Below are 17813 nucleotides of genomic sequence, written 5' to 3'. Positions count from 1 at the left end.
GGGGGAATCTGCCGCGCTACTTCGGTGTCATCAACGGTCCGGATGCGGAAGCAGGCGCCGTCCGGCGGGGCAAGGAACTTGTTCCGGTGATCAGGAGGTTGCTTTCAGCCTTCCGGGAAGCCGGTGTCTGTGTCATATTCACGGCCTTCGGATCGCTTACGGAAGACGGGTCTGATCTCGTCCCATATGTCCGGCTGTGGAACAGAAAATGTCAGGAGATGCTGGGGTTCCCCGCAATCGTTTCTATCAACGCTCCCGGTTATGTGATTCTGCCGGATCTTTCTCCGCTGGCTAACGAGCCTGTGATCAACAAGACGGCACAGGGAGCCTTTAATTCCTCTATCATCGATCATGTTCTTAAGCAGAGGGGAATCAATACGATTGTTGTAGCGGGGATGTATACCAATCATTGCGTCATGGCTACCTGTATCGGTGCTGCCGATTCGGGTTATCGCGTGATTGTGCCAGAGGATGCGGTGGGTTCATGGAGTTTAGCCCTGCACGAACAGTCTCTTGGTATCATGCGACCATGGATCATCAGGACATCCAGCGACAGAATCATCAGAGAGCTTACCCCTGTCCAGTGATTTATAAAATATTAAGATTTTCTTAATACTTTCATAAATATTTTTAATATTGCATTTCCCCAATGATGAAGTACACTAATACAGTGTAGTGTTTTTTAGGGAGTAAGATGTTGACCCATAATGCGTCTAACAATCAGATTAACTATGTAACAGATCATTGAAAGAGGAGGGGCGTATGTACAGAAGATCACAGGAAGAAGCAAAAGCGTGGGTACAGAAAGCATTAGCATTTTACAAGAAAGCCGGTAAAGCGATTGCTATGGCAGAGTTCACAAATCCCAAGGGACCTTTTATTGAGGAAGATATGTATGTTTTTGTGTTGAACCTCAAAGGGACTATGCTTGCACATGGAGTCAACGAAAAATATATAGGACAGGACTTCATTGACGTCAAGGATTCTGACGGCAGGAGTTTTATCCGGGAGATTGTCGAAGTCGGCAACACCAAAGGCAGTGGTTTTGTGGATTACAAATGGTACAACCCGGTGACCAAAGAGGATCTCGTCAAACACGTGTATTTTGAGAAGGTCGATGACGTGCTCATCTGCAGTGGAGTCTATAAAGAAATGTGGCAGGAGCTCTTGTAGTTTGCGCCATTCCTGCAAAATTACATAAAATCCAGCATCGTATCTATAGATATACTCTCCGAACCGCCTCATTTCCCATTATGAGGCGGTTTTTTTTGATTCATTTTGAAGATTGTTGTAAATATGGTGCGGCTTTCCTGTGAAGTGGTTTCACATTTCAACAGTCGATTTTTCAAAAGGAGGAGCACTATGGAGTTTCGGACCATTGAAGCGGTTGCAAAGCAAGGCAGAATCGGTATCATCACCTTGAATCGCCCTGAAAAACGGAATGCCATCTCCATCGAGATGCGGCGTGAGGTATCGACATGCCTGAGAGACTGGAAGGACTCCGAAACCGTCGGGACGGTAATTTTCACCGGCAGCGGTGAGGCATTCAGCGCGGGTTTTGATCTCGGCGAATTCAAGCATCCGGCTCTCTACAATGAGATTTATGAAACATCGGCAAGGTATCACAGAGATATCTGGTATTTCCCCAAACCAACGATTGCTGCGGTAAATGGTCCGGCTCTGGCCGGTGGGTTTGATCTTGCAAAACTTTGCGACCTGAGAATATGCTCAAAAACCGCCGTCTTCGGACATCCGGAGATTAAATTCGGTATTCCCCCGCTGCTAACCCCCCTTCGATGGATTGTCGGCGAGGGGATAGCCCGCGACCTCTGTTTCACAGGGAGAAAGATTGACGCTATAGAAGCACATCGCATAGGTCTGGTCAACGAGGTTGTCGATGGTGAAAGGTTGATGGAGAGGGCATGCCAGATTGCTGCTACTATTCTGGAAGCTCCGGCGTCTGCAATTCACTTCATCAAGACATACATGCTGGACCACGCGAATCGCGGATTTGAAGAAGCTTTTTGTGTCGAGCATGACAAGGCTTTTCAGGAGTTCCTCCTGAGAAAGGCATCCGAAGCTTTACAGGAAGGTGAGAAAGGATGAAAAATTGCAGAATTCCCATGTAAAATATGATACAGACGAAGACATTACGATCAACACCGATTAAGGAGGTAGATGTGGATTTAGGATTGAAGAATAAAGTTGCCCTGGTGGCCGGTGGGAGCATGGGGCTGGGACTGGCCGTGGCGAAGATGCTGTCAAAGGAGGGGGCGCGTGTTGCCATCTGTGCCCTGGATGATCCGTATCTGCCGCAGGCAAGAGAAGAGATCATAAAGGAAACGGGGGGCGAGGTAATTGCTGTTCCCGCCGACGTGACGGATGCCGAGCAGGCGAAAAATTTTGTGCGCAGCGCTATGGATCATTACGGGACGCTGGATATTCTGGTCAATAATGCCGGGGGGCCACCGTCAAAGCCGTTTTTCGATATCGACGACAAACTCTGGGAATTCGGTTTTCGCCTTAATCTCCTGTCCACCATCCTCATGACCCGTGAGGCTGTTCCGGTGATGAAGGCCAAGCGCTGGGGGAGAATTATCAATATGACCTCCATCTCTGTCAAGCAGCCGATTGAAGGCCTGATCCTGTCCAATACAATCCGTTCCGGCGTCATCGGTTTCGCCAAGAGCCTGTCAAACGAGCTGGCGCCGTTCAACATTACGGTAAACAGCGTCTGCCCCGGCTATACCATGACGGAACGGGTCAGGGAGGTTTCAAAGGCCGTCGCTGCCAGAGAGAGTACTACGCCGGAGGCAATCATTAAAAAATGGGAGTCTGAAATCCCGATGGGGCGCCTCGGCAAGCCGGAAGAATTAGCCGGCCTGGTGGCCTTTCTGTCCTCCGAGATCGCCGGTTTTATTACCGGTGCGGCCATCCAGATCGACGGCGGCTACTACAAGGGGATTATGTAGGTGACCTGCAGGGGGGCTCTTATTTGAATTTATGGGGGCTGATCTTCTTTTCCATTTTGTCCAGGAAATTCGACCATGCATTAGTCCGGAAGGCCGTAGCGAGCTTTTTGGGCTTTGTCGCCCCGCATGACGGACACTCCAGGGTGTCGTATCTTTCGTTGACCTTCATGAGCCGCTCATAGACGGCTTCGCACTTGCTGCATTCAAATTCGTATATGGGCATATGTAAATTTCTCTTCCCTTTTCTTGCTCAAATGAATCGTATGCAATTCCTTCATCCACAATAGATGTCAAACCGTATTTATTATGCGTGTCTGTTGCAGATTTCTTTTTAATCTAATATCCTTTTACGGTCAAGAGAAAGAAAAAAATGAGTGCTGGTTTCTCGGAGACGATAGTGCAATCATCAGTTGACACAGACAAAATGTCCGATCTAATCATATATCCATAACTTTCCTTTTGACATTACTCGTTTTTTTGTTTAGACTTCGTACCTCATTTCACGAGGGGGGTAGCTCATGGAACGGCGTATAAGAATTTATGGTGTTACAGGGATTGTCCTTGTGGTCTTTTTGGCGTTCATGCTCCTTCCCGCCTATGGTGCTTCAAAGCCAGAAACGGGATATTATATCTTAACCGGTTCCTTTATGAAGGTGACCAATGCGGAGCAGGAATTGAAAAGGTTGAAAAAATACAATGCCTCTATAACTGAGGAATCATTATCAGGCAAAAAATGGTACCGTGTTTCTATAGGGCCTTACAAGGATAAGGATAAAGCCAAAAGCATGGCGCGTCAGTTGAAGCGAAAGAAGGTCATTGCTTCCTACAATATCAAGATAATGGCAAAAGCCGTTCCCGATTTAGAGATCGTTTCCGTGACAAAGAGCACCCCGCAGAAGGAACAGACGATTTCCGAGGCGGCTCCTGCAAAAGCCGCGCCCGTGGCGGTAGTTCCGTACGTACCCGAAGCGGTTGTACAGAGCCCAGGACCAGAAACCTCTCCCGCTTCTCCAGCCAAATCGGCAGAGGTCATTACCCTACCTCCTGTGACAGATCAAACAGCCATCGCTGCCCGGATGCCTGAAACACCGGCGAAGGCGGCTGTTGAATCACCTCCTGCACCATCTCCAGCACCGGTAAAAACGGCCGTTTCCGTAGCGAAGAAGGCGAAAGACTGGTCTCTTACTGCCGGTTATAACCTGTGGCAGCTAGACATGTCTAAACATTACGTCAATGGGAACTTTAAAAGCAAGGACTTCATGCACGGCCCCACCATCGGTTTTTCAAAGAAAAACGTCGGGTTATCATTTACATATCTCACAACGATGAGTAATAAAGGATTCAAAGCCGATGTATATGAAACCTTTGACAGTGGTGAGATATACCGCCGAAAAGAGGGGTTTAAACGGGATGATTATGATGCCACCCTTCGTTATACTCTACTTAATATCAGTCAAATATCCGCGTCGGTCCTGGCCGGATTTAAGTACACAAGGTTGTACGACATGTCATCGACCTACACAAGGTCTGCGGGGGAATATACGATCACCGGGTATATGGACATTTGGGGGCCGGCGCTGGGCATGGAACTCATCGCCCCCTTTGGCAATCCTTCTCAAACCCCTTTCTTCATGTCGCTATCTGGAAGCGGAATGTTCCTGAGAGGTACGGGGAAACATCCCCAGTTCGTACCGGCATCGGGAGGATCATACGGGACTACCTTTGAGGGGGCCGATTTTTCCGCCAATGGATGGGGAGCATACGCAGACGCCCATTTTATCTGGAAGGTCACAAATGCGTTTCAGTTCCAACTTGGCGAACGATACCAGAGTGCCAGTCTCAAGGATACGAGCCCCCAGGGATACACTATGCACGCCTCCAACGGGTATTTTGCATTTTACACCCGTTTGTCGTATGACTGGTAGGCATGAAATCTTGACCCGTTTTGTTTGAATAGATGCAATCTTGGGAAAGGCGATCTCATCCAGGTAGGTATGTCATACCTGCTCTGTTATTTCTTCGGTTGTTTAATCATCTACTTTCAATTTTAGCCCCGGTGAAAATTTTGTGAAACAGGGAGGAACCCGACAATGGCGGTTCATGAGAAGATCGGAGCAATGATTGAAGAAATGACTCAGTGGCGTCATGAACTCCACGCCCGGCCGGAAACGGCATTTTCGGAACGGGAGACATCCGACTTCGTGGCCGAAAAGTTGCTCTCATTTGGGATTGACGTCCATAGAGGCCTTGCCGGTACCGGCGTGGTGGCTACAATCCGGAGGGGAAGAGGAGACTATCCGGCTATCGGTCTTCGGGCCGATATGGACGCTCTTGATATTACGGAAGCTACCGGTCTTCCTTACGCTTCCCGCAACGAAGGGAAGATGCACGCCTGCGGCCATGACGGCCACATGGCCATGCTTTTAGGAGCTGCAAAGTATCTGGCCGGGGATGATACGTTCCGCGGGACGGTCCACTTCATCTTCCAGCCCGCCGAGGAAAACGAGGGGGGAGGGGGGAGAATGATCCGGGAAGGGCTTTTCGACCGGTTTCCGGTTCGATCCGTATTTGCCCTGCACAACATTCCCGCGATGCAGGAAGGGACATTTGCTATCTGTAAGGGACCAATGATGGCGGCATACGATGTCTTCGATATTCAGATTACCGGAAAGGGCGGCCATGCCGCCACACCCCAGAACGTTAAGGATCCTATCATAATATCGGCTTATTTAGTCAACCTTCTCCAGAGCATCGTCAGCCGCGACGTCAATCCGACGCAGGCGGCGGTGATCAGTGTCACAGAAATCCAGGGCGGCACCTCCTACAACATAATCCCCGATATTGTCAAACTCAGGGGAACAACACGCCATTTTCGTCCCTCGGTGCAAAATCGCGTGGAGTCACGCATGCGGGAGATCTGTGCCGGCCTTTCCGCCTCCTTTGATGTTGCCGTAGACATGACCTACGAGCGCCGTTACCCCCCGCTGGTCAATACAGATAAGGAAACAGACGAGGCTATCCGGGCAGCAACTTTGGTCGTGGGAAGTGCCCGGGTATTCACTGACAAAATACCGGATATGACATCGGAAGATTTTGCCTTCTTGCTGAAAGAGAGACCGGGAGCATACATGGGGATCGGCGCCGGGAAGCCCGGGGAAAATGGCCTGCTGCACCAGGCCCGGTATGATTTCAACGACAGGGTACTCCCCATCGGCGCCAGTTACTGGGCGACCCTTGTGGAGACGTTACTGCCAAAGTGAGACCTGGACCGGCCCCTGAAAAGCATATTTAATTTACTCGATACAGGGTGGTATTAACGTACGACACACGGATATGCTGAGATTCTTTTAACCCCTCTATCCTTGAGATAAAAAAAGGTGGATGGTTTTAAGAGGGTCAATCATTCATAAAAAATATCTTTAAATTTTAGTAAGTTGACTACAAAATCACACATTCATCAAACGGTTAATTCTAAGGATTGCCTGGTATAATTTTCAGCAGCTCGCTCCTGATCGCCAGACCAATCTTCTCCAGCAAGTAGGGTTTCCTGACATAGGAACCGGCACCCAGTTCCTGGGCCTTCTTTACCCTGCCCGTTTCGGAATAACCGCTCACGATAACGGCCTTTTGTTTCGGGTTGATTTCAAGAACCCGCCGGTAGGTCTCCAGGCCATCAATCCCGGGGTCCATAATCATATCCAAAACCAGCAGATCCATTGTATGGGTCTTCAGGTACGCCACCGCCTCCTCTCCACCGGACACAGCGTGAACCTTGTAACCAAGCCTCGTCAGCATACTGGCGGCCACCTCTCGCTGTTCCTTCACATCATCAACCACCAGAATCGATTCCCCCCCGCCCATGTAGTGCTCAGGAGATATCTTCTGCAGATCACCGGCCAATTCCTCTCTCGTAGCCGGGAAGTAAAGCGTGAAAGTACTCCCTTTCCCATACTCGCTCTGCACATCAATGTGACCATCGTGATCCTTCACTGTTCCCCAGACAACCGCCAGGCCCAGTCCCGTCCCGCTCCTTCCCATGGCCTTCTTTGTATAGAAAGGTTCGAATATCTTTTCAATGTCCGTGGCCGAGATACCCTTTCCATTGTCGGATACCGTCAAAACCACATAATCCCCTTCCCGCATGTCATCATAACCCCGGATGGGTTTGTCAAGATAGCGGTTCTCCGTCCGGATCGTCACATCTCCCCCGTCTGAAATAGATTCTGCCGCATTCGACAGCAGGTTCATCAACGTTTTGCCCAGATGGATGGGAGAACCCTGAATATTCAACAAGTCTTTATCAAGGTCCATCCTGAAGGTCACATTTGGATGATACGCCTTCAATTTCTCAAATTCCGGGGTCTTGAAATGGTCGGGAATCACATTGTTCAGATTGACAACCTCGGAAACCTCCACACCCCTTCTGGCCAATGTCAGAAGGTCCTGAATGATCGCTGCTGCTCTTAGGCTGGATTGCAGTATGCTGGAAACGTGTCTTCTCCAAGGATTCCCTTCCGGAATATCCATGAGAAGCAGTTCAGAATATCCGACGAGACCTCCCAGGACATTATTGAGATCATGAGCGACACCCCCTGCCAGAGTTCCCAAAGCCTCCATCTTCTCCGCGCGATGCAAACGCTCTTCCAATTTTTTACGCTCTGTGTTGTCACGGATACATTCTATGGCGGCGATAATCTCACCCTTGGAATCCCTCAATACGGAGGCGGTTGCAGAAAGATGGACGTTGCCGGGAGGTAAATTCGGTGTAAAGGCTTCGCCAAAAAGGATGTCACCCATCCTCTGAATTGACGTGTATTGCCTTTCCATCTCCTGATTCTGATGAAGGGCGAGATCAATGAGAATTGGTCTCCTGTCCCCGTAGAAGGGAAGAGAGTATTCATAATCTCCCTTGCCGAGCATTTCTTCAGCCTTCACTCCGGTCATGATTTCCATGGCCTGGTTCCAGGCGATCACTTTACTCTCCTTATCAATGACAAGAGTGGCGTCCGGCAGAAAGTCGATAATGTCCGAAAGCTTCTGCTGGGATTCCCTCAACGCATCTTCCACCTGCTTACGATCGGTGACGTCGCGAATGATACCCACATCAGCGGGTTTGCCACGGTACTGAATAACACTAGCCGATAACTCTGCATCTATGATTGTGCCATCCTTGCACATCAGTTTGGATTCATAGACTTTAGGAACAGCTTCACCTGCTAACCGCGCCTTGACCAGTGTGGCAACCATGGCCCGGCTCTTGGGAGCTATATAGTTGATATACGGAGTATTTTCCATTTCGCCGCGCGTATATCCCAGGATGTCTGCCATAGCCTCGTTCACGAACTGTAAGACATTGTCCTGGATAAGAATAACTCCATCCTTCGCTTGTTGCACCACCGCTGAGTACTTTTCTTCCGATTCCCGCAGTGCCTCTTCCGCCTTCTTTCGGGGGGTAATATCGTTTCCGATACAGAGGACTTCCATAACGACACCACCTTCATCGCGGATAGGTTTATTTGTCCAGGCGATCCAGACCCGCTCACCATTGCGACGTATATTTTCATTGATATTATTGACATATCGATCCGGATTCAGTCCAATATCTTCAATCATACTCTTCATGTCACACCCGGTGGAATCCACTTCGGGAACAATTGTACCAACGACGTTTTTACCGAGTATCTCATCTTCACTGTACCCAAAAAACTTTTGGGCAAATTCATTGAAAAAAGTCACATAACCGGCTTTGTTCCTCCTGAGAATGATGCTGTTTGCGTTTTCCACCAGTTCACGGTACTTTTCTTCGCTCTGCTTTAGCGCCTCCTCCGCTCGCTTGCGGTCCGTGATATCTTCAAGGGTTTCTGTGGCGCCAATCAGATTTCCTGTCGTGTCCCGGATGGCCGCCGCTGTAAAACACAGCCATTTGCCTTCCTTACCTAAATCCGGGAAGAAGTCTAAAGCCTCATAAGCTTCTTCGAGCAGATCTGATTTTCTGTACTTACCTGCATACAATTCAGGAATTCTGTCAAAAGCTTCATCTACCAGGATATCTGCCATGCAGGGCCGTTCGCTCTTGTAAAAAGCCCTCCAGTGCCCCCAGGTGCCGATCACTTCAGCGGCCCGGATATGGCTCAATTCTTCAAGCGCACGGTTCCAGTAAATGACCCTGTGGTCTTTACCAATAACGAAGGTGGAAATCGGGGAACCCTGGACGATACTGTGTAACCTGTCCTCGCTTTCCATGAGAGCCGACTCTGCCTGTCTTCGCTCTGTAATATCACGTCCGATTCCATAGCGGCCGATGGGCTGCCTGTTTCCGTCAAGCAATGTGGTTACATTAAATTCCACAGGGATCCTGCTGCCACTCTTATGGATAATATCAATTTCATAAGGAGCACCTTTCACACCCCTTATTCCTTGTTTAAATTGATGAGCGGCTATTTGCCTGGATTCAGGAGCAATCACATCGGTGAATGGACTTCCAATCAATTCAGGCGCTGTGCGTCCCGTGACCATTTCAAATCTGGGGTTAATATAAGTAAACAGACCTTTCCGATCGACTGAAAAGACAAAATCCAATGTAGATTCGATCAGTGTCCGGTATTTTTCTTCACTTTCCCGCAGAGATATTTCTGTTTTTCTGTGCTCAGCATCTAATTTTTCCAGTTCTTCAATTTTCTGATGCAATTTTCCCAACTCATCAGCGAGTTGCTGCTTTGTCTGCCTTGTTTCTTCCATGATCATGCCCCACGGTGATAACTGGTTTCCAAATTATTTATTGATTTACTAATGAACCTTTCATTGCCTTTCTATCAAGGAATGTGAGGGGATGCTGACAGGTGTGATAATTAATGGTTTACCTGTTGCCAGGGAGTAGATTTCTTTTTAAACCCGCATCTTTTCTAAAGAAAAATAATAAAATTGTCAATGATCTTTCATAAGATTTAAAGGCGATCACTTACAATTCAGAAATTATGATTTTCCGAACTGTAGACGGTATGGCAGGTAAGCTCATACAAAATGGCTGAAATCGGACGCTTGAAAACCCGGGTTTTTCGATAATATCTATCCTGAAACGTCTTATCGTGGCAGAAAGACGGCGATAATTGCCAAAATGATCCACTGGAAAAAGTTTATCAGGGGATCAAGTAAACCAAAATAGAGGAAACCGATAACAATAAAGAATCCATAAGGCTCAATCTGGAAAAGAAATCTTCTTATTCCTTCCGGCGCAAACCCCATGAGAATCTTAGAGCCGTCAAGCGGTGGTATTGGTATCAGATTGAATGCGGCCAGTATAATATTAATCTTGGCCAGAATATAGAGGATTTTTGCCGTTACCCCTGACAATTCAGGCGATATGAGCCGAGAGATAAGAAGTGCAATGAAGGCCAAGATGATGTTGGCGACTATGCCGGCCGAAGATACAAGGATGAGGCCTTTGCGTCTGTCGGGAATGTTGCTTAAATTGATAGGTACCGGCTTTGCCCACCCAAATCCGAATATAAAGAGCATGATCGTTCCTATAGGATCGAGGTGCTTAATAGGATTGAGGCTTAACCGTCCTTGCAACTTGGCAGTTGGGTCACCGAGTTTGTATGCTACCCAACCGTGAGCTAATTCATGAGCGATTATTGAATACAACAGCGGGACAGATAATATGACAAACGAAACCGGATCGTTGAACAAAAGGTTCAGTAGTCCCATTATCGATGCTCACCTTCAGCTTTTTTGATTTCTTTGTGCATAGATTTTTCCCCTTATCAGTAAAACTTGCAAATCCCATTCAGGATGGAATATTTTTATTGGAAAATAACTGCAGAAATGATTGTCAGCGATAGGTTAGCCATTAATTAACAAGGTCTTGGTGGAATAATTATATCCTCGCAATATTAAAGTATTTTCTTAACGCTTTTCTATTTATCATTTTTAAGGTAGATTTTCAACAGTACAGTCACGATTTTAGTCACAATATTGCGGCCCTGTGGTTTGGCCGATGAGAAGCGGCCCGAAAATCAGGAGAAAGAAAGCCATGACGAAAGATAAAATTCCTGTAACTCCCTGTCTTCTAATGCTCAAAAGGCAAGGTGTTGCCTTTGACCTGCATCCCTACCGTTATGAAGAGCACGGCGGTACGCAGGTATCGGCGCGGGAGCTTGGCGTCGATGAACACTGGATTATCAAAACCCTGGTTATGGAGGATGAGAAAAAAACGCCTTTTATTGTCCTGATGAATGGCGACAGACAGGTTTCCACCAAGTCCCTTGCCAGGGTACTGGGAGTCAAGTTTATTATCCCTTGCGACCCGAAGGTCGCGGAAAAGCATACAGGATACAAAGTGGGGGGCACCTCTCCCTTCGGAACAAGAAAGACGTTGAGAATTTACATGGAGGAATCCATTGCGTCCCTTCCAAAAATCCTGATCAACGCGGGAAGCCGTGGCCTGCTTGCCGAAATATCGCCATCAGACCTTATGAGGGTGTTGAATCCTGTTATGGTCAATGTGGCCATTTGAAAGACGCGAGCAGAGCACTACCGAACCCGGAGAGCCCCTGAATGAAACCGGCGCAAAAGGCGATGAGACCGAGGAAGATATAGATTTCCATTAATAATTTCCATAAGGATTGAAGCTTTTCCTGCGATAATCTGAGGGGAGCTTCAATACACGCTATCTTTTGTCGTGCCAGGATGGGTAAATCCGAAACGGGATAAGCATGGGTACTTTCTGCTGATAGTGCCGGTATGCCTCTCCGAAATTTGCAACTAAATCGCGTTCTTCAAGCAATGCACCGATATAAATCCATACAGTCCAGAGAACGTTGAACAGCAGCCTGTCCAAAGTGAGATCGGGGCACGACCAGATCATGATCAAAACAAACAGGTACAGGGGGTGGCGCACCCAGCGGTAGGGACCCCTGACAGTCAAAGGCATTTCTTTCGGTATTTTGCCGTGAAGGTGGTTTACTATTGCCCTGATGCCAAAGGGATCAAAAAACCCCAGTGCCTGTGTTCCCCAGTATAAACCTGCTATAGATGCTGCAAAGATCACCCGCAGCAATAAACGAAGATCACCTTCAGCAGTTGCAACCGTGCCTGATGTCCCCTGCCAGAAGATGATAACGATGAATAAAACGATACCCGATATGATCGCATAGATCGCACTGTTGTATGCTTCCGGGATAAATCGAGCCAGATAACGGCGAAACGGTTTTCGCATCATTCCACTGTGCTGAAGGAAAAAAGCCAGAGAAAGACAGACATCAAGCAATACGGTTCCGCTTTCGCTTAAGCCCAGCTTAACCAGGTGCAAAGACCCGACATAACAAAACGCTCCGAACATGACCAACGAACTGCCGCCGAGCATATATGCCAGAAAGATCACCATGTATGCGGGATACTTATGCATCCTTATTTCCTTATCAAATACCTGTTGGTTGAATTCGCAGCGGGTGAATACGATTAATAATTTCACTAAGGAGCGAAGATTCCCCGTCAGTCTGCGTGGAGCGTCAACTGTTCTATAAATTGTTCTATAGCATCGTGTCCACATATTCATGTTTGTGCATATGATATGGGTAAATACAATTTAGTCAAGGGATTTACAAGAAAGCAGTTTTTCCACTTTTAAATAAATTTCATCTTAACCCTTGACATATGCCTTACCAGCAATTATAATCAGTACTAACTGATAAATCAGAATGTAATGATCAATCAGAATTATCAATGGGAGGTGTTACAGTGGTCAAGTCGAATTCAAAGACATCATGTTGCGCATCCGGGAGTGTGTCCGCGAGCTGTTGCCGCGTCGAATCGCTGATAAGCGTTGATGAACGGGGCCAGATGGTGCTTCCAAAAGAATTACGGGATAAAGCGAATATCAAAGCCGGTGATAAACTGGCTCTCATCAGTTGGGAAAAAGATGGGGATATCTGCTGTATTTCTCTGATCAAAGCCGATTATCTTGCAGAAAAGGTAAAGGAATTCCTTGGACCGGTCATGAGAGATGTGGTTTCAGGACAATAGACAAGCAAATGAGAGAGGTATATGAAAATGAGACAAGAAGAAATCAAGAAAGTCGTGAGAGCCGGTTATGCCAAAATTGCGAAAAATGCCGGGACGTGCTGTTTCCCCTCCGCCTCATGCTGCGGCAGCGAAAATTCGGTGGAGAACATCAGCAGGGGGGTCGGATACAGCCCCGAAGACCTGCAGGCCGTTCCGGAAGGGGCGAATCTCGGTTTGGGTTGCGGGAATCCCGTCGCCCTGGCTTCTTTACGGGAAGGTGAAACGGTGATCGATCTCGGATCAGGCGCCGGTTTTGATTGTTTCCTGGCCGCTAAAAAGGTTGGAGAGAGCGGCCGGGTGATTGGTGTGGATATGACGCCGGAGATGCTTGATAAAGCAAGAGAAAACGCCCGCAAGGGCAACTACCGGAATGTAGAGTTCAGATTGGGTGAAATTGAGAGCATGCCCGTCGCCGATGGCATCGCTGATATTGTTATATCCAATTGCGTGATCAACCTTTCTCCCGACAAGAAAAGGACTTTTAAAGAGGCCTTCCGCGTTCTCAAACCGGGTGGCCGGCTGATGGTGTCCGACATCGTTTTGCTGACGGAGCTTCCTCTCGCGCTAAAAGATTCGATAGAGGCCTATGTCGGGTGCCTCGCCGGAGCCGTTATGAAAGACGACTATATCGGCGCGATCAGGGCGGCTGGGTTTCAGGACGTCGAAATCATCGATGAGACATTGTTCCCGGTGAAGGAAATGGTCAGACATCCGGCAGCAAAAGAAGCGTCGGTAAGTTCCGACACCTTGCTGGAAATGGCAGAGAAACTTGCCGCATCCATTGCAAGTATAAAGGTGTATGCCGTTAAACAGGAAGAAAAGCCGACGCACTAAAAAACACTTTTTTTAAAGTGTATCGTTTTTTGTTCTTTTCCGTCTATAGGAATAAAAAGAGGGAAAGGAGAAGAGTGAAAAGGATGGTCTGTTCAAAAAATCATAAGGAGGTATGAAATGGAAAAGTTGTTTGGTCCAATGATGCAAGGGTTTTTCAGTAGCATGGCAGAGGAGGATAAGAATAATATGAAGGCCTGTTTTGAGAAGATGACCGCGATGTGCCCATGCAGTAACATGAAGGATATGTCTGAAGAGGATAAGAAGGCTATGATGGAAAAGATGAAGTCGTTCTGCGGCAGCAAGATGGGAATGATGTCTTCCATTCTCGAGTGCCCCGGAATGTCGAAAGTGAAGGAGAACGCACATGAATGATCGCATGAAACAATTGATTGCTGTGGGAGCGTCAGATGAGCGCAATGAGTTCGCGTGCGACCGGAAGATCCCTTTCATTCAGATCAGAGAAATGAAATCCGATTTCAAGAGTGAGGATTGATAGAAAAGAGAAAGGGCGGTTGAAGAAGAAAACTCCAACCGCCTGGGAAATCGCTCGATTCAATAATGCCGGAATATTATCACGCGACTTCAATTGTTAAAGGAGTCGTGTTGGCAATATTGTCTGAAACAGGGCACCTGCTCTCCACTTCATGAACAAACGCATCCTTTTCTTCCTTTGACATGTCTGAATCAATATTTAAAGTAACTTTTATACCAGTAAACCCGGCTCGGTTTTCCTTGCTTTTACCCAGTAAAGTTTCCAGATCGAATGCGCCTTCAACTTTTATGTTCATGCCTTTCAAATTGATTCTCTTCTGGTTTGCAACGATTCTTGCTACGGTGCCAATGCAGCCTGCAAGAGATGCGAAAAAATACTCAAGGGGGGTTGCACCCGCATCAGTCCCGCCGCCTGCCTTCGTTTGGTCGACATACATAATATGATCGCCTGCTTTTACTTCAATCTTAAATTTTTCATCCAACTTTGCCTCAATACCGATTGTTTTCATTTTAGCCATTGTAGTTCCTCCTGAAATTATTTTACTTTCCACTTTGATGTCTTGAAATGGAAAGGGGTTACCCCCTTGTCTTAATTGCCTTCCGTTATGGATCACTTCCTCTTCGCCCCATATAGACGGTAAGAGAACCGAAAAGGATACATAAATCTGGTCATTTTTTTTAGCAGTATGTGGAGGAACTCCAGTCGAAGCGGTTATTAATGGATCGGATTAAAGGTTGTCGGCGTCACTACTTCGGGTAGCAGACGAGTTCGTTCCTCTCGTCCCGATCCAGGGTGCACTCGGTCTTGATATCATTTCTCAGTCTTGTCCGGGCCCGGTGCAACCTGATTTTAACCGCTTCGAGGCTGATATTGAGAATATCGGCTATTTCACGGTTTTTCATTCCCTCGAATTCGCTGAGGAGCAGCACGGCGCGTTCGTTTTCGGGTATCCGCTTAACAATGCGGTGTATGCAGGCATTCATTTCGCGCCTCATGAGGCCCTGGTCGGCGTCGCGCAGCTTTTCATCACTTAAAATGTTACAATCACAGTTGGCGTCAATGGTGTCTAAGGAAACTATCGTCTGTCGTGTCGAGGCCAAACGGCTATGGTCCAGTGCAACATTGGTGGCGATGCGGTAAACCCAGGTGGCAAGGCTTGATTCTCCCCGAAAATTACTTATACCGCGGCTGACCTTCTCGAATACCACCTGTGTCAAATCCTCCGCATTATCCTTACCCACCATACCACTCAGGTAATGGAAAATCCGCGGACGGAACTCATCGTAAATTTTCTGGAAATCAACTGATGACATTGCTTTGATAGGAGCTCGTTTTTTGTTTGGGAAGTGTAAGGAATAGTAAGTTGTGTGTCAAGAAGAAATAACGAGACCTGCGGTTGATCAGATTGTACATGCCCTCCCCTTGAGGTTGAAGAGAAGTCGCAGGATCTTTTTTGTTCCATCACTGAAGAGCTTCTCGGCAAAGGGGCGTCCCGCTATACGCTTGGAAATTTCGGAAAGGGTCGGATATATGTGTACGGTGTCGGCGATTGTAGACAGTTTCAACCCGCCATTCATGGCGACGAGCCATTCGTGAATGAGTTCACCGGCATGAGCGCCGATGATCTGGCAACCCAGCAACTTCCCCCCCGAACTGACGAGCATTTTTATCATGCCCAGCGTTTCGCCTTCGGCAAGAGCCCGGTCGTTATCTTCGAACGACTCCGTCAGCACATGGTAATCCAGGCCTTCCTTCCGGGCCCGTTTTTCATTCAGGCCGATACTGGCCACCTCCGGGTCCGTATACGTACACCAGCCGACTTTGCTGTAGTTTACTTTTCGGGGCAGATGCAGGACGGCATTTGTCAGGGCAATGCCGGCTTCATATCCGGCTACGTGTGTGAAGGGGAACTGACCGTTTACATCACCGCAGGCGTAGATATGAGGGATATTGGTTCGCAGGCGGTGATCCGCCGGGATACCGCGGGGCGTAAATTCAACACCCGCTGCTTCAAGCCCCAGGTCGCCGATGTTGGGTTTTCTCCCCGTAGATACGAAAATGGCGTCTCCTTCTATAACCAACGGCTGTCCTTCACTATGGGCAGGAGCAACCGTGATGCGTATCGTTGAACCTCCTGTTTCCGCCTTGATGGCCTTGGTTCCTGTGTGGATCTCGATGCCCTCCACTTCCATCCGGGTTTTGAGAATTTCTGCCAGATCGGCATCTTCCGGTCCGAGGATCTGATCCATAAATTCTACGATGATCACTTTGGACCCCAGACGACCGAATGCCTGCGCGATTTCCAGTCCGATCGGTCCGCCGCCGAGAACGATGAGCCGGGATGGTAAGACCCTTTGTGAAAACAGGGTTTCGTTGGTCCAGAAAGGAACGCCTGCAAGGCCCTCAATCGGTGGAATGACCGGGCTTGACCCTGTGGCAATGATCCAGTTTTTCGCGGAAATTCTCTTTCCCTCCAATTCTACAGCATGGTCATCCGTAAAAACAGGCTTACCGAAACGAACCTCGGCCCCCAAACTACAGAATCTCTCCGGTGAATCGTGCTGCTGTATCCTGTCGATGACAGATTGCACACGATCCATGACGGATCCCAGGTTGACAGGCGGCAATGCCATATCGGGGAGTCCGAATTCTTTTGACCTTTTCGCGAGAGCCCAAACTGATGCCGTACGGATGAATGTTTTCGAAGGAACACAGCCGAAGTGCAGGCAGTCTCCGCCGAGCTTTGAGGACTTCTCGATGAGAATCGCTTTTGCACCAAATTGCGCGGCTCCGGCTGCTGCCGTAAGTCCGGCGGCGCCGCCGCCAATAATTCCAAGATCATATTCAAAGTCCGACATACGTCCTTCCCCCTTACTCATTTCTCATCCATCAAAGGAACAACAAAATTTGATATTTTACAGGGTTGTCACTTTTTCTTTCCGTACTAAAGGAAGGTTGGTGTTGGTTTTGTAGGTCGTTGCCTATCATTTCAACATTTCTTTATGTTTGATGATTTTAGGATAATAATAATTATAAGTCAAATAAACCGTTAAGATTTATTGATTGTTAAGCGAAATGTTAAATTGTTCCGCAGGTCGAAAAAATCAAAGCCTTTACTCGTAGTAGCTTTCATTTAGGAGGCACTGGATCAACGGGTACTTTCTTGGATAACAAGGCCAACGTAGAATCTAATACTTGTCGCTGTGGGAAAACATCGAAGGGACGGCCCAGTGTGAAACACCGTACCAATGCAGGTATAGATGGGTTATTTTTTAGGAAGTGTTGACCATAATATGTATAAGACTCAATAATGACGACATCGTAAAAAGTCACACGGCGGTTCTGGAAGCGCAGGCCATATTTCCAGTCGCCGAGTCGAAAATGTAGCTGAGACAGCGCCACGGGCTCAGAAAACGCTCTTTGACAGCCAAAATAGTGGAACGGATGGAGGA

19 protein-coding genes are annotated in these 17813 nt (G+C 47.9%); 11 read left to right on the top strand and 8 right to left on the bottom strand.

What is annotated here, in order from left to right; translation table 11 throughout:
* From NTW12_05880 to NTW12_05865, 4 genes are all read left to right on the top strand, one after another.
* Window positions 1-587 (top strand): cysteine hydrolase (locus NTW12_05880; protein ID MCX5845875.1); only part of this gene is annotated, 587 nt, incomplete at its 5' end.
* 175 nt (window positions 588-762) lie between these two features.
* Window positions 763-1173, top strand: a complete 411-nt coding sequence (locus NTW12_05875; GenBank protein ID MCX5845874.1) for a cache domain-containing protein — start codon at window positions 763-765, stop codon at window positions 1171-1173.
* 189 nt (window positions 1174-1362) lie between these two features.
* Entirely contained in the window at window positions 1363-2106 is a 744-nt protein-coding gene (locus NTW12_05870; protein MCX5845873.1) for an enoyl-CoA hydratase/isomerase family protein, read from the top strand.
* A gap of 74 nt (window positions 2107-2180) precedes the next feature.
* Window positions 2181-2972 carry an SDR family oxidoreductase gene (locus tag NTW12_05865; GenBank protein ID MCX5845872.1) on the top strand — a complete coding sequence of 264 codons (792 nt, stop codon included), beginning with the start codon at window positions 2181-2183 and terminating at the stop codon, window positions 2970-2972.
* Between the two features lie 19 nt (window positions 2973-2991).
* Here the strand turns inward: NTW12_05865 and NTW12_05860 are convergent, their stop codons facing one another.
* Complete coding sequence (locus NTW12_05860; protein ID MCX5845871.1) at window positions 2992-3195, bottom strand: zinc ribbon domain-containing protein; 204 nt, start codon at window positions 3193-3195, stop codon at window positions 2992-2994.
* Window positions 3196-3490: 295 nt separating this feature from the next.
* On the opposite strand from NTW12_05860, the gene NTW12_05855 reads away from it, so the two are divergent.
* Together NTW12_05855 and NTW12_05850 are read left to right on the top strand one after the other, a co-directional pair.
* Window positions 3491-4897: an SPOR domain-containing protein gene (locus NTW12_05855; protein ID MCX5845870.1), complete on the top strand. Its 1407-nt coding sequence runs from the start codon at window positions 3491-3493 to the stop codon at window positions 4895-4897.
* A 165-nt stretch (window positions 4898-5062) separates the two neighbouring features.
* Window positions 5063-6232, top strand: coding sequence for a M20 family metallopeptidase (locus NTW12_05850; protein ID MCX5845869.1), 1170 nt, complete (start codon window positions 5063-5065; stop codon window positions 6230-6232).
* A gap of 211 nt (window positions 6233-6443) precedes the next feature.
* Here the strand turns inward: NTW12_05850 and NTW12_05845 are convergent, their stop codons facing one another.
* Together NTW12_05845 and NTW12_05840 are read right to left on the bottom strand one after the other, a co-directional pair.
* On the bottom strand, window positions 6444-9710 hold the full coding sequence (locus NTW12_05845) for a PAS domain S-box protein (GenBank protein MCX5845868.1): 3267 nt from the start codon (window positions 9708-9710) through the stop codon (window positions 6444-6446).
* Window positions 9711-10052: 342 nt separating this feature from the next.
* Entirely contained in the window at window positions 10053-10679 is a 627-nt protein-coding gene (locus NTW12_05840; GenBank protein MCX5845867.1) for a site-2 protease family protein, read from the bottom strand.
* A gap of 325 nt (window positions 10680-11004) precedes the next feature.
* Between NTW12_05840 and ybaK the strand changes: the two genes are divergently transcribed.
* On the top strand, window positions 11005-11487 hold the full coding sequence (gene ybaK / locus NTW12_05835; protein MCX5845866.1) for a Cys-tRNA(Pro) deacylase: 483 nt from the start codon (window positions 11005-11007) through the stop codon (window positions 11485-11487).
* 153 nt (window positions 11488-11640) lie between these two features.
* Here ybaK and NTW12_05830 read toward each other — a convergent pair whose 3' ends face one another.
* Entirely contained in the window at window positions 11641-12378 is a 738-nt protein-coding gene (locus NTW12_05830; protein ID MCX5845865.1) for an isoprenylcysteine carboxylmethyltransferase family protein, read from the bottom strand.
* Between the two features lie 332 nt (window positions 12379-12710).
* Between NTW12_05830 and NTW12_05825 the strand changes: the two genes are divergently transcribed.
* From NTW12_05825 to NTW12_05810, 4 genes are all read left to right on the top strand, one after another.
* A complete protein-coding gene (locus tag NTW12_05825) occupies window positions 12711-12995 on the top strand; it encodes an HgcAB-associated protein (protein MCX5845864.1) in 285 nt (94 codons plus the stop codon).
* Window positions 12996-13022: 27 nt separating this feature from the next.
* Window positions 13023-13868 (top strand): arsenite methyltransferase, encoded by an 846-nt coding sequence (locus tag NTW12_05820; GenBank protein MCX5845863.1) that lies wholly within the window; start codon window positions 13023-13025, stop codon window positions 13866-13868.
* Window positions 13869-13985: 117 nt separating this feature from the next.
* The gene (locus NTW12_05815) at window positions 13986-14240 is read left to right on the top strand and encodes a hypothetical protein (GenBank protein ID MCX5845862.1); all 255 of its coding nucleotides are present in this window, start codon (window positions 13986-13988) and stop codon (window positions 14238-14240) included.
* Window positions 14233-14361, top strand: a complete 129-nt coding sequence (locus tag NTW12_05810) for a hypothetical protein (GenBank protein ID MCX5845861.1) — start codon at window positions 14233-14235, stop codon at window positions 14359-14361. Before NTW12_05815 ends, NTW12_05810 begins: the two co-directional genes overlap by 8 nt.
* A gap of 79 nt (window positions 14362-14440) precedes the next feature.
* Here NTW12_05810 and NTW12_05805 read toward each other — a convergent pair whose 3' ends face one another.
* The 4 genes from NTW12_05805 to NTW12_05790 form a co-directional block, all read right to left on the bottom strand.
* Window positions 14441-14878, bottom strand: coding sequence for an OsmC family protein (locus NTW12_05805; protein MCX5845860.1), 438 nt, complete (start codon window positions 14876-14878; stop codon window positions 14441-14443).
* Between the two features lie 229 nt (window positions 14879-15107).
* A complete protein-coding gene (locus NTW12_05800) occupies window positions 15108-15674 on the bottom strand; it encodes an RNA polymerase sigma factor (protein ID MCX5845859.1) in 567 nt (188 codons plus the stop codon).
* An 87-nt stretch (window positions 15675-15761) separates the two neighbouring features.
* Complete coding sequence (locus tag NTW12_05795; GenBank protein ID MCX5845858.1) at window positions 15762-17219, bottom strand: FAD-dependent oxidoreductase; 1458 nt, start codon at window positions 17217-17219, stop codon at window positions 15762-15764.
* A 271-nt stretch (window positions 17220-17490) separates the two neighbouring features.
* Window positions 17491-17813, bottom strand: a 323-nt coding sequence (locus NTW12_05790) for a hypothetical protein (GenBank protein ID MCX5845857.1), incomplete at its 5' end; no start/stop codon positions are given.

It is taken from the genome of Deltaproteobacteria bacterium (assembly GCA_026388545.1).
GTDB lineage: Bacteria > Desulfobacterota > Syntrophia > Syntrophales > UBA2185 > JAPLJS01.
The sequence above is the reverse complement of the archived record's forward strand: the minus strand, read 5'-3'. Positions and strand labels throughout refer to the sequence as shown.